General features: G+C 35.3%; 14 protein-coding genes. 8 read left to right on the forward strand and 6 right to left on the reverse strand.

The annotated features are described in order from the left end of the window. The 5 genes from B5X55_RS14035 to B5X55_RS14055 are packed head-to-tail and all read right to left on the reverse strand — an operon-like array spanning window position 1 to window position 5161. A complete protein-coding gene (locus B5X55_RS14035) occupies window positions 1-1464 on the reverse strand; it encodes a UDP-N-acetylmuramoyl-L-alanyl-D-glutamate--2,6-diaminopimelate ligase (RefSeq protein ID WP_079513265.1) in 1464 nt (487 codons plus the stop codon). Beyond that, entirely contained in the window at window positions 1461-3467 is a 2007-nt protein-coding gene (locus B5X55_RS14040; protein ID WP_079513266.1) for a PASTA domain-containing penicillin-binding protein, read from the reverse strand. Before B5X55_RS14040 ends, B5X55_RS14035 begins: the two co-directional genes overlap by 4 nt. Beyond that, window positions 3468-3809: an FtsL-like putative cell division protein gene (locus tag B5X55_RS14045; protein ID WP_394332845.1), complete on the reverse strand. Its 342-nt coding sequence runs from the start codon at window positions 3807-3809 to the stop codon at window positions 3468-3470. Beyond that, a complete protein-coding gene (gene rsmH, locus B5X55_RS14050; RefSeq protein ID WP_079513267.1) occupies window positions 3796-4698 on the reverse strand; it encodes a 16S rRNA (cytosine(1402)-N(4))-methyltransferase RsmH in 903 nt (300 codons plus the stop codon). The genes B5X55_RS14045 and rsmH overlap by 14 nt, the downstream gene beginning before the upstream one ends. After that, the gene (locus B5X55_RS14055) at window positions 4688-5161 is read right to left on the reverse strand and encodes a division/cell wall cluster transcriptional repressor MraZ (protein ID WP_079513268.1); all 474 of its coding nucleotides are present in this window, start codon (window positions 5159-5161) and stop codon (window positions 4688-4690) included. The genes rsmH and B5X55_RS14055 overlap by 11 nt, the downstream gene beginning before the upstream one ends. A 261-nt stretch (window positions 5162-5422) precedes the next feature. On the opposite strand from B5X55_RS14055, the gene B5X55_RS14060 reads away from it, so the two are divergent. From B5X55_RS14060 to B5X55_RS14085, 6 genes are all read left to right on the forward strand, one after another. Beyond that, window positions 5423-6187, forward strand: coding sequence for an alpha/beta fold hydrolase (locus tag B5X55_RS14060; RefSeq protein WP_079513269.1), 765 nt, complete (start codon window positions 5423-5425; stop codon window positions 6185-6187). Window positions 6188-6199: 12 nt separating this feature from the next. Then, the gene (gene yihA / locus B5X55_RS14065) at window positions 6200-6817 is read left to right on the forward strand and encodes a ribosome biogenesis GTP-binding protein YihA/YsxC (protein WP_079513270.1); all 618 of its coding nucleotides are present in this window, start codon (window positions 6200-6202) and stop codon (window positions 6815-6817) included. 541 nt (window positions 6818-7358) lie between these two features. Beyond that, window positions 7359-7919 (forward strand): hypothetical protein, encoded by a 561-nt coding sequence (locus tag B5X55_RS14070; RefSeq protein ID WP_143814504.1) that lies wholly within the window; start codon window positions 7359-7361, stop codon window positions 7917-7919. A 240-nt stretch (window positions 7920-8159) separates the two neighbouring features. Continuing rightward, a complete protein-coding gene (locus B5X55_RS14075; RefSeq protein WP_079513272.1) occupies window positions 8160-9323 on the forward strand; it encodes a serine hydrolase domain-containing protein in 1164 nt (387 codons plus the stop codon). 159 nt (window positions 9324-9482) lie between these two features. Beyond that, window positions 9483-10244 (forward strand): DUF6090 family protein, encoded by a 762-nt coding sequence (locus tag B5X55_RS14080; protein ID WP_079513273.1) that lies wholly within the window; start codon window positions 9483-9485, stop codon window positions 10242-10244. 231 nt (window positions 10245-10475) lie between these two features. After that, complete coding sequence (locus B5X55_RS14085) at window positions 10476-11252, forward strand: hypothetical protein (protein WP_143814505.1); 777 nt, start codon at window positions 10476-10478, stop codon at window positions 11250-11252. Between the two features lie 129 nt (window positions 11253-11381). Here B5X55_RS14085 and B5X55_RS14090 read toward each other — a convergent pair whose 3' ends face one another. Next, window positions 11382-12299, reverse strand: a complete 918-nt coding sequence (locus B5X55_RS14090; RefSeq protein ID WP_079513275.1) for a hypothetical protein — start codon at window positions 12297-12299, stop codon at window positions 11382-11384. A gap of 223 nt (window positions 12300-12522) precedes the next feature. Between B5X55_RS14090 and B5X55_RS14095 the strand changes: the two genes are divergently transcribed. Continuing rightward, window positions 12523-13299, forward strand: coding sequence for a DUF6090 family protein (locus B5X55_RS14095; protein WP_079513276.1), 777 nt, complete (start codon window positions 12523-12525; stop codon window positions 13297-13299). 214 nt (window positions 13300-13513) lie between these two features. After that, window positions 13514-14191, forward strand: coding sequence for a DUF6090 family protein (locus B5X55_RS14100; protein ID WP_079513277.1), 678 nt, complete (start codon window positions 13514-13516; stop codon window positions 14189-14191). Window positions 14192-14320: the final 129 nt, after the last annotated feature.

Raw genomic sequence — 14320 nt, forward strand, 5'->3', positions numbered from 1 at the left:
TTACTTATCTAAGCTATTTAAAAGCTCTTTTACAATTTTAAAATCGTCAAAATCTATTCGTACTCCGTTGGTTTCTTGGTAGGTCTCATGACCTTTACCTGCTACCAAAATAATATCGTTGTCAGCTGCTAACTGGCATGCTGTTTTAATAGCCTGCTCTCTATTTTCAATCGATAATACCTTTTTTACATGCTGTGGCTCAACCCCTGCTTCCATTTCTGCAATAATTTCAGAAGGAGATTCTGTACGAGGGTTATCTGAAGTAAAAATGATTTTGTTACTCATTTCGGAAGCGATATTGCCCATTACCGGACGCTTTGATCTGTCTCTATCGCCACCACACCCCACAACGGTGATGACGTTTTCATTTCCAGTTCTCAACGTGTTGATTGTCTCAAGCACATTTTTAAGGGCGTCCGGCGTATGGGCATAATCAACTATAGCCGTAATTTTATTTTTTGATATATAATATTGAAACCTTCCATCTACATTATCCAACTCACTCAACAAGCGAAGAATTTCTAATTTCTCTAATCCTAATAACTCTGCAGTGGCATAAATAGCCAACATATTATAGGCATTGAATTGACCTATTAATTTAATCCACAGTTCGTTATCATTGATTTTCAATAACTGACCATCGAACTGATTTTCTAAAACCTGTGCACGATAATCTGCATAATTTTTTAAAGCGTACGTATACTTTCTAGCCTTGGTATTCTGCAACATCACCAAGCCATTTTTATCATCGATATTGGTCAATGCAAATGCCTTTTTAGACAACTGATCAAACAATATCTTTTTGGTATCACGGTACTCTGCAAATGTTTTATGGTAGTCTAAATGATCGTGAGATAGATTCGTGAAAATCGCTCCTTCAAAAACCAAACCTTCTGTTCTTTTCTGATGAATACCATGCGAACTCACTTCCATAAAGCAAAATTCAACACCAACATCGTTCATTAACTTCAAATGCTTATTGATGGTCAATGCATCGGGAGTAGTATGTTTTGTTTTGTATTCAGTATCATCTACCATTATTTTAATGGTGGATAACAATCCTACTTTATAACCTGCTTTTTTAAACAGCTGATATAACAAACTCGATACGGTTGTTTTACCATTGGTACCGGTTACCCCTACTAATTTTAAATTTTTTGAAGGCGTATCGTAGTAATTAGAAGCCATTAAAGCCAACGCCTGATTACCGTTTTCTACCTCAACATACGTAACACCTTCTACTATATTCGTAGGTAGTTGTTCACACACAATAGCTCTCGCACCAGCTGCTACTACAGCATCAATATAGTTATGACCATCGGTCAAGGTGCCTTTTATAGCAACAAAGGCATCACCCTTTTGTACTTCTCTAGAATCGAAACGAACTGAAGCGATATCACAAGAGGTCGTACCACTAACTGCGGTAAGATGCACTCCATATAATATGTCTTTCAATAACTTCATATTAATTCTAATACAATTTTCTTTACGGTTTTAATATCGGTTCCTTTAGAGATAGACTGGTGTTTTACCGTTCCATTCCCTTTTACCTCTACTTCTATTCCTAAATTTTCAAGAATTGCAACGGCATCCATTCCGCTCATACCTTTTACATTAGGCACTTGCGCATACACCTGCTGGGCATTCTTGTAATAATTTTGGTAAGAATTATCTGCACTGGCGATCAACATATGCTTTACATCGACCTCACTTGTTAATGGCGACGTAGCATATACTTTTTGTGCTACAGATTTAAATACCGGACCCGATACATCGGCACCATAATACCCAACACTCTTGTCTGGCTTATGAATGACTACAATGCAGGAGTATTTCGGATTATCTGCTGGAAAATAGCCTGCAAACGAAGAAATATATTCGTATTTATTCTTATCCTTAGAAATGTAATTGGTTTGTGTAGTACCTGTTTTACCAGCCATAGAAAAGTTTTTCGAATACATGCCGTGGCCTGTACCATGTTCACTCTCTACTACATCTTTTAAAATCTTCTGTACTTTCTTTACCGTTTCTTGAGAACATATTGCCGCATTCAATACTTTCTTATCGAACTTTTTAATGGTCTTGTCCCACTCCTTAACTTCTTTCAATAATCTTGGCTTCACCATTTCTCCATTATTCGCAATGGCGTTATAGAATGACAATGTTTGTAATGGTGTCATAGAAACCTCATAACCGTAAGCCATTTGCGCCAAAGACAATCCTGACCATCCTTTATCTCCTGGATATCTAAGCACTGGCTTACCCTCTCCACGAACCGGCAACCCTAATTCTTTATGAATACCCATACCCATCAAGCGGTTTACATATTTCTCTGGATCGTTCTTATACCCATTATGTATCATTTTAGCAAACGCCACATTCGACGATACTTCAAAAGCTTTGGCTACCGATATTTTACCATGTCCGCCACGCTTGGTATCTTTTACCCAGTGTCTATATATTTTCCAACTTCCTTTTTCAGTATCAATTACGGTACTGGTATCAACTACCTTATCTTCTAGGGCAGCTACTAAATTCATTAACTTAAATGTAGAACCTGGCTCATGAGATTCACCAATAGCGTAGTTCAGACGCTCGTAGTATTTACCTTCAGGTGTTTGACCTAGATTCGCGATTGCCTTTACTTCACCGGTCTTCACCTCCATTACGATTACGGTACCGTGGTCTGCTTTGTAAAGCTCTAATTGCTTTAATAAAGCATGGTGTGCGATATCTTGTATATTAATATCGATGGTAGAATACACATCATAACCATCTTTAGGCTCAATCATATTATCGCTACCAATCGGTTTCCAAAGTCCTTTTGCAATTTTTTGCTTGGCACGTTTTCCTTCTACACCTCTTAAATATTCCCCAAAAGCACCTTCCATACCCACACGGGTACGGTAGCCATTTTCATCTACACGCTCATACCCAACACTACGTTCAGCGATTTTACCTAGCGGATGTTCTCTTTTCGTTTTTTGCTCAATAATCAATCCTCCTTTATAGGCTCCTTTATTAAAAAGCGGGAATGATTTTACAGCCATGTATTCAGAGTAGTCTAGATTGCGCACTATTAGCGCATATCTATTTTTATTCTCCTTGGCTTTTCTAAGAATCTGTTGGTAATGAGAAGATGTATTACCGAATTGCTTCGCCAATGCATCTGATAACGGCTTTATATTCTGCTTAAAATCAATATCATTTACTGTAACCGCATCAAAACGAATGGTGTATTTAGAAACCGATGTTGCCAAAAGACTTCCATCATCCGAATACAGGTTACCTCTGTTCGGTTCAATCGTAAATATGTGAGACGTACGTGTTTCTGCTAAGGCCTTATATTTTTCGCCATCTATAATCTGAATAGACACCAACTTAAAAAGCACGGCACCAGCGAACAGCACAAGAAGCGCTGTTACAATATAAAGTCGTTTAAGTATACTCTTATCTGTTGCGGCCATTTATTCTTTCTCATTTAAAGATTTGACCCTAATTTTCTGTGGCGGTGTTTCTGAAGGATACAATCCTTTCTCAGAAATCTTACCTGTAATGTTAGATTCTAGTTTCAACTGCTGCACATCTGACCGCATGTCTACAAACTCGTTTCTAAGCTCTTTTACTTCTTCGTTCAATAAAGCGATTTGGTGTACTTTCTGATCTGCGCTATGCGAGCTACTGATCATTACCGTTGCCAAAAAAGAAATGAAAATGATGAACAGCCAATTCTTGGGTGAGTCTCCGCTCACCAAAAATTTGCCTTTCAACAGGTCTAAGACCCCAGTTTTCACTTTATTTTTCGTCATTACGCTCTGCTATTCTCAATTTGGCACTACGTGCTCTGTTATTTAATTTTATTTCTTCTCGAGACGGAACTATCAATCCGCCAACCTTCTTTAAGGGTACTTCTATGTTTCCATAAAAGTCTTTCTCTGGTTCACCTTCAAACTGTCCGGCTCGTATATATCGTTTTACCAATCTATCTTCTAAAGAGTGGTAACTAATTACACTCAATCGCCCTTTCGGATTCAATAAATCTGGCACCTGCTTTAAAAACTCCTTGATCACTTCGATCTCTTGATTCACTTCTATACGAATCGCCTGATATATCTGAGCTAAAATCTTATGTTGCCTATGCTCTGGCAAAAACTGCTTTAAGGCTTGTTTTAAAGCATCGGTCGTTCTTATCTCCTCAACTTCCCTACTCGCAATTAGTACTTTTGCCATGGCGTTGGCGTTTCTAATATCACCGTAATCGAACAATACTTTACGCAAATCGTCATACGTATACTTATTCACCACTTCATAGGCAGAAAGCGTATTACGCTTACTCATTCGCATATCTAAATCTGCATCGAAACGGGTAGAAAACCCTCTTTCGGCCTGATCGAACTGATGCGATGAAACTCCGAAATCTGCCAAGATTCCATCTACTTTCCGAATGCCATAGAACTTTAAAAACTGAGCGATGTACCTAAAATTTTCTACTATTAGCGTAAATCGTGGATCACCTAAGGTATTTGCCTGCGCATCTTCATCTTGATCGAAGGCAAACAATTTGCCGTCTGCACCCAATCGTTTTAATATTTCTTTAGAGTGACCGCCTCCACCAAATGTCACATCTACATAAACACCATTCTCTTTGATGTCCAAGCCATCTATTGATTCTTTCAGCAATACCGGATTATGATACATCTCCTTCAGATTTTTCACCTAACATTACGCGCTTGGCTAACTTCACTTTCTCCTCTTTCGTTGCACTGATAGATTCATCATATGCCTTCTTGTCCCAAATTTCTAATCGTTTTCCAATAGGCGCAATCACCACTTCTTTAGAAATGCCCGCCAATGAAATAATATCTTTTGGTATCAATAATCTACCGGTGGCATCTACTTCTACTTGTCGTAGGCCTGCCGTATACATTCTTATAAATTGTAGGTTCTCTTCATCGAACCTGCTCTTTTCGTTCAATTCTGCCATTACTCTGTGCCATTCGTAAGCTGGGTACAGCTCTAAACATTCGCTCAGGTATGATTTTTTAATAAAAAAACCGTCTTTCAATATCGGAGCCACTTGATTACGCAAGGCAACAGGTAGCATAATACGCCCCTTAGCGTCTGCCTTACAGTTAAATGTCCCAAAAAAATAAATGTCCAAAATGGTCGGTTTTATTTATATAACTCAAATATATAAATATTATTACCACATTTTACCACTAAAATCCACTTTGTTAATAAATTACCCCACTTTTGAACACCTTTTAACACCTAAGTCTTCTTTTGAAGTTAATTCTACCACTTGACCTATAATTCTATAAAAATTGAAATCCCAACGATTTAAGGGACCACCTAATTAAAAAGAGTTGTTTGCTATTCTCGGTAATTACCTATATTTGGGCAATTATGATTAGCAGTGTGCATGGAAAACGATTTAATTAACGACGGTACGTTTAAATACATTGAAGTAGGTGAAGGCAAACCCATTATCATCCTTCATGGTCTTATGGGTGGTCTTAGTAATTTTCAGGGCGTATCCTCCCATTTTCCACCAAAAGGCTATAAGGTGTTAATTCCCGAATTACCGCTATATGCTATGCCGATGCTTAAAACCACGGTGAAGAATTTTGCCAAATACCTCAAAAAATTTATTGACCATAAAAAATTGGACGATGTTATTCTTTTAGGCAACTCTTTAGGCGGCCATATAGGGCTTCTATATGTTAAAATGTATCCAGAAAAAGTAAAGGCCTTGGTCATTACCGGTAGTTCTGGACTTTACGAAAGTGCCATGGGCGATGGTTACCCTAAGCGTGGTGATTATGAGTTTATTAAGAAGAAAGCACAAGATGTTTTTTACGACCCAGAAATTGCTACTAAAGAAATTGTAGATGAAGTTTTCGCTACAGTTAATGATAGAGTGAAATTAGTGAAGACCTTAGCGATTGCTAAAAGTGCTATACGTCATAATATGGCGCAAGACTTGCCAAAAATGAAAACGCCTACCTGTATTATATGGGGAAAGAACGATAGTGTAACTCCGCCAGATGTAGCAGAACTGTTTGATGAACTGCTACCGAATTCAGATTTATTTTGGATTGATAAATGTGGACACGCACCTATGATGGAGCACCCAAACGAATTCAACGCCATTCTTGATGCTTGGTTAGAGAAAAATAAGTATTAAAATTTTCTACGAATGAAAATAAAGTCGGCCGACTTTGTAATTAGCAACTCTGATGTTGCTCGATGCCCTAATGAGTCTATACCTGAGTATGCCTTTATTGGTCGCTCTAATGTGGGCAAGTCTTCATTAATTAATATGTTGACCGAGCGTAAAGGCTTGGCAAAAACATCGGGTAGACCTGGTAAAACCCAATTGATTAATCATTTTAAAATCAATGAAAATTGGTTTTTGGTCGATTTACCTGGGTATGGGTATGCACGTGTGTCTAAACGCGATAAAAAAACATTTCAGAAATACATTACCAATTACTTTCTACAACGCGAGCAACTGGTTTGTTCTTTTGTACTGGTAGATATACGCCACGAGCCACAACCTATAGATATGGAGTTTATGCAGTGGATGGGTGAAAACGGAATACCCTTTGCCATTATATTCACCAAGGCTGATAAGCTTAAACCCAAGGCTATCGAACGCGATGTTAAAACGTATTTAGATACGCTTACCGCCGATATGTGGGAAGAAGCACCGCAACATTTCGTCACTAGCGCCAGCCACCGTAGCGGCCGCGACGAGCTATTAAACTTTATTGACGACATCAACGCAAAATTTTTCGAAGCAACGAAGAAGTAATTGTTTTTTAAGTATTAAGTTGGTAGCATCAGTAGGCAGATTTTCTCTTTCTTATTTTCGGTAAATTATTTCAGACGATGGACTTGGTCATGAAAAGATTCTCGTAAAGGCGTACCAACAAACAGCCTACTGCCAACTGTTACTGAAAACTGTTACTGAAAACTGAAAACTGCCAACTGAAAACTCAACCTCAGTAACCAACTCCTCTACTGTCTCAATGCCACTCAAGTTCTCTGTCGTTACCAGCTATTCTAAATCATGCGGGGTTTCTACCAATATAATAAGTAAAGGCATGCCCTAATTATAGATAGATTGCAAATTGTAGGTTTATTGATTAATAGTATCTTAGAGGGTACGTTTTACCTGGTAAATAACAGAAATAAACATACCATGGTACGTATATCTTTACATTACAACACATATGACTTTTAGACAAGCCTTTGTAATAATTTCAATCTTTCTGCTTTTTTCGAGCTGCGAAAAAACGCAGACGAATTTGGAATTTGAACAATCGGTTGCATATGAAATATTCCCGGCTTTGATGGACGAACTCCATTACGATACAAGGCTCGGACCGCCACCACCTCCGGCACCAATCTACGATGCCAATGAAAACTTGATTGGATATGATACGATCATGGCGGAAAGGACAATGACCGAATGGCAAATGCAACTTGCGGGATTTAAGGCTGATTCCGTGAAATTGGTAATAGCCGTTGATGATAGTACTAGATTGTTGAAAAAAGAGGAACGGGAAGAACTACTAAAGTACTTTTCAGACAAAAATTTGATTTTAGACACTTCGAATCAAACAAAAAATTATAAAATTAAACTTAACCGCCTCAAGGCAGACCCAAAACTAAAATTCAAATATCGGTCTGAATTTCCAGCGGGTAGTGAAATCTGGAGCGAAGAATATGATTTCAATTTATCAGGAACAACCGGTTTTTCAAGAATTCAATTCGATACGACCAAATCATATGGAATCCTGCACAGCGGATTTGGCTGCGGAAAATTATGCGGGACAGGATTTCGGATTTTCATTAAAAAAGAAAACGGCAAGTGGATTATAGAGAAAATGATATTAATTGAGATTGCGTAGAAAAATACGTGCTGTAACAATGCCTATAGCAAATAGGGCATAAAGTGCTAAATTTAAAGGCTTGGGTTTATTTACTAAGTCCGCCAAATCTTTTGGATTTGGCTTTTAAAATGAAAAAAATAAAAACAAAATAAAAAGCTTTGGATACGAGCGCAGACGAAAACGGAAAGTTTCCTTGCCTGCCCTACTTTACATAGCCTAAACGTTGGCAAACATTAAAGGAACCAAAACCATTCAATTATGAAAAAATTATTATTTGCGCTAGTTATCATCTCAATATTAACAGGATGCAAAACTGAAAAAGAAGGAAATATAATGGTAATTGATCAATTACCACTGAATGCCTTTTTTCAACAAAGTGATCTTCCTGCTGCCATTATGGGTTATAGTACCAGAGAAGGGAAAATGGGCTGGTATGCGTTTGGACCATCAGTTTGGGGTGGAAAAGACACGATAAATGAAAACAATATTTTCAGAATTTATTCAATGACAAAGGCTATTGCATCTGTTGCGGTATTGCAACTTGTTGAACAGAGTTTAATTGGTCTAGATGACCCTTTAGACGAATTAATGCCAGAAATGACAACTATTCCTATTCTAACTGAAGAAGGAGAACTTGTTGAAGCCAAGAATTCGATCACTTTGAGAAATTTATTGACACATACAGCAGGATTTGGATACGAATTTATGGATCCTCGGCTTCAGGCATTCGATAAATCTGGATGGAAATATGATGATCTCCCAAGGTTATTTGAGGTAGGTGCACGATGGCAATATGGAACTAATTTAGATTGGGTTGGTAAAATAATTGAAAAAATAAGTGGTCAAGATCTTGAAACTTACTTGAGAACAAATGTTACAGGACCATTAAAAATGAATAGTACCTGGTTTAATGTGCCTGAAAATCTGCAAGATAATATTGTTTCTTGGGGGACTCGTGATTCAACGGGATTTCAAGAGCACCCTCGTCTTCCGGCTGGACCAGTTATTGAATACAGCGCAGGAGGAGGTTTGTTTGGGTCACCAAAGGATTACCTCACATTTCTTAAATGCATGCTAAATAATGGGAAATATGATGGTGGTCAAATATTAAATTCCGAAACGATTGAGTTGATGTTTAACAATCAACTACCTAATGGGCTCACTCTTAACGCGGGAGGTAAATCAATGGAATCAGATACACATGGATTGGCATGGGCAATTGAGGATAGTGAGGATGAACTTCTAAGAAGCAAAGGTTCGGCATATTGGTCAGGACTAGCTAATTCTTATTATTCATTAGATAAAGAAAAAGATGTTGCTATAGTTTATTTTACCAATTTTTTCCCATATGCGGATAAAGAAACAGTTGATTTTTATCGTCTTTTTGAAAAAGAAGTCTATACTAGCCTTAAAACTAAATAACGATTTGCCAACAATGGCTATAAGTAATTGCTTGTTCTCGCCTACTTCTGAAAATCCTCGCGGATTTTAAGTTTTGTGCGTACTTGCAGAGTTAAGTGCTAACTCACGCAACTACTCATAGCCGAAACGTTGTGCTTCATTATAACCAACCATTAACTAATGATAAAATTCTTTAGGAAAATTAGACAAAAATTACTTTCAGAAGGACAGACTGGAAAGTATTTGAAATATGCTATTGGGGAAATAGTACTTGTGGTTATCGGGATTTTAATTGCGCTTCAAATAAACAATCAAAACATACAAAAACAGGATGATAAGATTGAACAAACATATCTTCGTTCGCTACAAAACGAATTCAAAAATAATTTACAAATATTAGATAAAACCATTTCACTCAATAATGAAATAATTAATGGGATTGATAAATTATCAAGCTTTTTTGACAAAAAGGTATTTGATACTCTTTCTCAACAAACGATTAGTCGTTATATAGTACAAGCAACTGCTGAAGAAATTTATTTTAATCCAAGCACTGGAGTAGTAACTGAAATTATTAGTTCAGGGAATTTAAAGCTAGTTAACAATCAAGAATTGAAACATAAGCTCGCCGCTTTTGTAAACAAGTTAGAGTTTATTAGGCATCAAGAAGAAGAAGTACTGAGGCATAGACACATCGTAGAAGAGATGCATGTTCAGTATGGAAATGTAGGAAGGATGTTTTCAGATATCGGAGCAAATTTCGAATGGGAATCTAGATTTGCAAACACCACCAGTTTTGATTTATTCAAATCCAAACAGTTTGAAAATAGATTGTTTCTTTTTAGCGGGACTTCAATAGCCACAAATACTGCATTTTATCAGCCAATGAAAGATGAAATTAACGCTATTTTAAAAATAATTGAAAAAGAGCTTACAGATTAAATAACGAAAGCACAACAAAACCTAAACGTAATGCGGACTTTAGGGCAAAACTAAAAGGTCTGTGTATATTTATAAAGTCGCCAAATCTTTTGGATTTGGCAATTAAAAAAGAAAAATAATTACAAAACAAAAAGCTCTGGCTCGCAGACCAGACGGAAACGAAAATTTTCCTTGCCTGCCCTACTTGCAATAGCCTAGACGTTGTGCTTCATTAAGACCAACCACTAAACAATGATAAAATTCTTTAGAAAAATTAGACAAAAAATGTTGACTGAAAATAAGTTCAGTAAATATCTACTTTATGCAATTGGAGAAATTGTTTTGGTTGTAATCGGAATATTAATTGCTCTATATTTAAATAACCAGCAAGAAACATACACCTTTCAAAAGCAACAGGAAAATTATTTAAAGTTGGTAAAAAAGGAGATGGCTAGCAACCTTAAATCGCTCTTCGTTGAAAATAATCAACTATCAGAAAAAATGGAGAATGCCTATAAAGTTCTCAACATTATGAATAATGATAGTTTGTTAAATAATTTGACTGAACCAGATTTATCACAATTACTCAATCAGTTTTTTCTTTCTGACATTGTAATAAACTATGAGAATGGTGCCTTAAACCAAATCATTTATTCTGGGGGGATAAATAAGATAAAGAATGACAGTATAAGCGGATTAATAGCTTCGTGGGAAGGAAAAATAAATCGTGTGCGGTTACAGGAAAATCAGGTTGCCCAAGCTACTGAAAGTCTTAAAAATTATCTTTATGAAAATGGTGATTTTAGAAGATTATCAGAAGATTTGGGTTATTCAAAAATACTGGGAATCGACATTTCTGTAAATTCTAAAGGAAATAAAAACTTGTTACGGTCTAAGGAATTTGAGAACTATATTTTTCAATTTATAGGTTTTGGGTATGCACTACAAAGAAGCGAATACCCCTATTTTGAAAAAGAAATGCAAACAATAATGACATTAATTGACAAAGAATTAAATAGTGATGTATAAAAAAACGGTGAAGATTATTGACTGTAGTTAAAATGAAAAAAATAACGAAAGCACAACAATGGCTATAAGTAATTGCTTGATCTCGCCTACATTGCCTCAATAAAATTCTTTGAATTAGTTTGTTGAAAATTACTGTTTAAAATAGCTGGTTTTATATTCTAATCCTATTTTCTTTTCCATAAGTAATACTTCAGGCTTATCTTTTCTTAAAGCAACCTGCCAATTATTAAATACTTCCCAAACATCATTAACAAAAATTGGCTTACCATACTGATTAGTCAAGGCTTTTCTAATTCTGTCTTCTTCTTCTTTTCCAGTTAATAGCCAAACTACATTTAAAATATTATTCCCAAATCGAGCTTCGATTTTTCTTGGAAACCCTAAATAATCAACGCCAAAACAGTTGATTTGAGTTTGGGCATTTGGATCAGTTCCATCTAATTTTTCAGTGTTTGTAAAATTACTATTAGCTTCTAATACTGGCTTCAATTCATCAAGGGATGCACCCATTTTAATAAATATTGGTATTTGACTGGAGGATTTAGACTTTGTTTCATTCTTATAACCTAGATGTAAATATGGATTTTCCCAAGCGAACAAACCAGTATGCATTCCCTCTTGAGTTAGTATCCAAGCAGCATCCTCCTTTTGCTTTAAAAATAATTTTAAAGCAACGTAGACATCATAATCGAGATACGTTCTTGTGGTATCTGTAAGCGTTTTAGTTAAGGTCTTGCGTGCATTTCCTCTTGCTTCTATATATTTAAGCTTGTCATCAGCAAAAGTGAATACAACGCTATTAATTATTCCATTATCTGTTTTAACTTGTGAGCAAACTAAATGTTCTTCTTTGCTAATCGCTAATGGAAAATTCGTCTCATCTATGGAAATGATAGTTGAACTTTCGGATATTTCGCTTAATTTTTGAGTTACAACTTGCAATGACTGATTCAATCGAATGTCATTAAATACTGATTCAACCTGTGCAGAAAGCATCAGTGGAAAGATTAAACTTAGAAAAGCCAAAAAAAAATTGTTGATTTTCATTATATTATAATTGTTATAGTTTCAATAAAGACACCTATTTGCACTAATTGTTACAATAAATAACGAAAGGCTAACAAGGTGTATAATTAATTACTTGGGTCTAGCTTACTCGGAAAATCCTACGGATTTCCCTCTGGTTCGGTCCATTTTTAGTAAGTTAGTTGCTGAACCACGCAACTATCCTTACACCAAACGTTGGGCATAATAACAACTAACTTCTGAAATGAGACTTTTTAAAAATCTAAGAAAACAATTAATTGGAGGAGAGAAATCACGTAAATATATGGCATATGCTATTGGAGAAATTCTTCTTCTTGTGATAGGAATTCTTATTGCATTACAAATTAATAATTGGAATGAAAACAGACAAAATCGAAATAAGGAAGTAATTCTATTAAGCCAACTCAGGCAAGAATTCTCTGCTAATTTAGATCAATTAAATGACAAGATTGATCAACGTAAAAATATTGTTAAATCCGCGAAAACACTTCTTGTAAATTTTGACCAAGGTGATATAAATAATTCCGACTCAATAGTGTATCATTTGCAAAGAACTATTTTTATTCCAACGTTTAATACAAATTCTTCTGACTTTTTTTCTGCGCGAGATATAAGTCTTATTAAAAATGATTCATTACGAGTACTTTTAGCGGCTTGGCCAAGTCAAGTTGATCAACTTGTAGAAGAAGAGTTACAATGGGTAACTTATAGAGATAAACAATATTTACCCTTTTTAACTTCGCATTTTCAAGCACGTAATTTATATAATGGTGTTCAGTTAGATCTCGAAATGATGCGAACAGTATTAATGGATAAATCGGAAAAATTTAATGATCGGATTGGAAACTCTCGAGAAAAAATTGATCTAAGTGATCTCATGACAAGTCAAGATTTTGAAGATCACTTGGGATTTGCAATAATGGTTCATAATCTAAGTAATATTCAATCTTATACCTTAGCTAGCCATATCGAAAAAATCCTAGAACAGATTAAAAATTAATACCATATTTCTTACAACGCCCAACAAAGGCTATAATTCATTGTGGTAGATTTTCATACGGAAAATCACCCTTCCTTTTAAACTAATTGATTATTCAAAATATCTTATCTTCAAACTTAGAATCAAACATACGAGCTCAACCGTTAGCCTTCATTATGACCAACCACTATACCATATGATAAAATTCTTTAGAATAATCAGACAAAATTCACTTATGGAAAACAAAACTGGCAAATACTTTAAATATGCCATAGGTGAAATTGTATTGGTCGTAATTGGAATTCTAATTGCATTGAGTATTAATAATTGGAATGAAAATCAAAAAAATGCACAATGGGAACAAAGATTTTTAAAGGACTTAAGAAATGAATTACAAAGTGATTTAAGTCAACTAAACAATTCATATGAAATACAGGCAAAGAAGGGTGAGACTTTAAAAAATCTAATGCAATTAATTCAAAAAGGGAATTCTGATAAAAAATCAGAAATCGATTCTGTTTTTGTAAGTACACAATTTGTAAACCCAACATTTTTCCCAACTACTGGTGTTTATGACTCTGGCATAGCATCAGGTAAAATTGAAAACATAAAGAACGATAGTTTAAAATATATGATTACAAACCTTTACAATCATTATTACAAGCGGTTAGTTTATAATGGTGAAATATTGGATGGTGTTGTTGGTAAAGTGGATTGGGAAAAAAGCAAATTTTATAACCCTAATAAAAAACAAATTAAATCTTGGGAGTCTGTTTTGGATAGTGAATTTTATAATCAAATGGACTTCTTAATGCATCAAAACATAGTCTATACAAAAATATCAAAAGAAAATATAGATCAGATAAAGAATGTCATTAATATTGTTGATAAGGAAATAAATAACAATGACTGAATTTTATAGATAAACAATTTAATGAGAATCAAACTTAAGACGTGTATAATTCATTGCTTGGTCATTGCCGACTTACGAACATTCCTGTTGAATATTCTATCTGTGATTTATTTGCTAAATTAATTGCTT

The organism is Maribacter arcticus, from assembly GCF_900167935.1.
Classification (GTDB): Bacteria; Bacteroidota; Bacteroidia; order Flavobacteriales; family Flavobacteriaceae; genus Maribacter; species Maribacter arcticus.

What these genes read in the sequence shown, in the direction of transcription:
- B5X55_RS14035 (WP_079513265.1), bottom strand. Translation starts at nt 1,464, where the DNA reads ATGAAGTTATTGAAAGACATATTATATGGAGTGCATCTTACCGCAGTT.
- B5X55_RS14040 (WP_079513266.1), bottom strand. Translation starts at nt 3,467, where the DNA reads ATGGCCGCAACAGATAAGAGTATACTTAAACGACTTTATATTGTAACA.
- B5X55_RS14045 (WP_394332845.1), bottom strand. Translation starts at nt 3,809, where the DNA reads ATGACGAAAAATAAAGTGAAAACTGGGGTCTTAGACCTGTTGAAAGGC.
- rsmH (WP_079513267.1), bottom strand. Translation starts at nt 4,698, where the DNA reads ATGTATCATAATCCGGTATTGCTGAAAGAATCAATAGATGGCTTGGAC.
- B5X55_RS14060 (WP_079513269.1), top strand. Translation starts at nt 5,423, where the DNA reads ATGGAAAACGATTTAATTAACGACGGTACGTTTAAATACATTGAAGTA.
- yihA (WP_079513270.1), top strand. Translation starts at nt 6,200, where the DNA reads ATGAAAATAAAGTCGGCCGACTTTGTAATTAGCAACTCTGATGTTGCT.
- B5X55_RS14070 (WP_143814504.1), top strand. Translation starts at nt 7,359, where the DNA reads ATGGACGAACTCCATTACGATACAAGGCTCGGACCGCCACCACCTCCG.
- B5X55_RS14075 (WP_079513272.1), top strand. Translation starts at nt 8,160, where the DNA reads ATGAAAAAATTATTATTTGCGCTAGTTATCATCTCAATATTAACAGGA.
- B5X55_RS14080 (WP_079513273.1), top strand. Translation starts at nt 9,483, where the DNA reads ATGATAAAATTCTTTAGGAAAATTAGACAAAAATTACTTTCAGAAGGA.
- B5X55_RS14085 (WP_143814505.1), top strand. Translation starts at nt 10,476, where the DNA reads ATGATAAAATTCTTTAGAAAAATTAGACAAAAAATGTTGACTGAAAAT.
- B5X55_RS14090 (WP_079513275.1), bottom strand. Translation starts at nt 12,299, where the DNA reads ATGAAAATCAACAATTTTTTTTTGGCTTTTCTAAGTTTAATCTTTCCA.
- B5X55_RS14095 (WP_079513276.1), top strand. Translation starts at nt 12,523, where the DNA reads ATGAGACTTTTTAAAAATCTAAGAAAACAATTAATTGGAGGAGAGAAA.
- B5X55_RS14100 (WP_079513277.1), top strand. Translation starts at nt 13,514, where the DNA reads ATGGAAAACAAAACTGGCAAATACTTTAAATATGCCATAGGTGAAATT.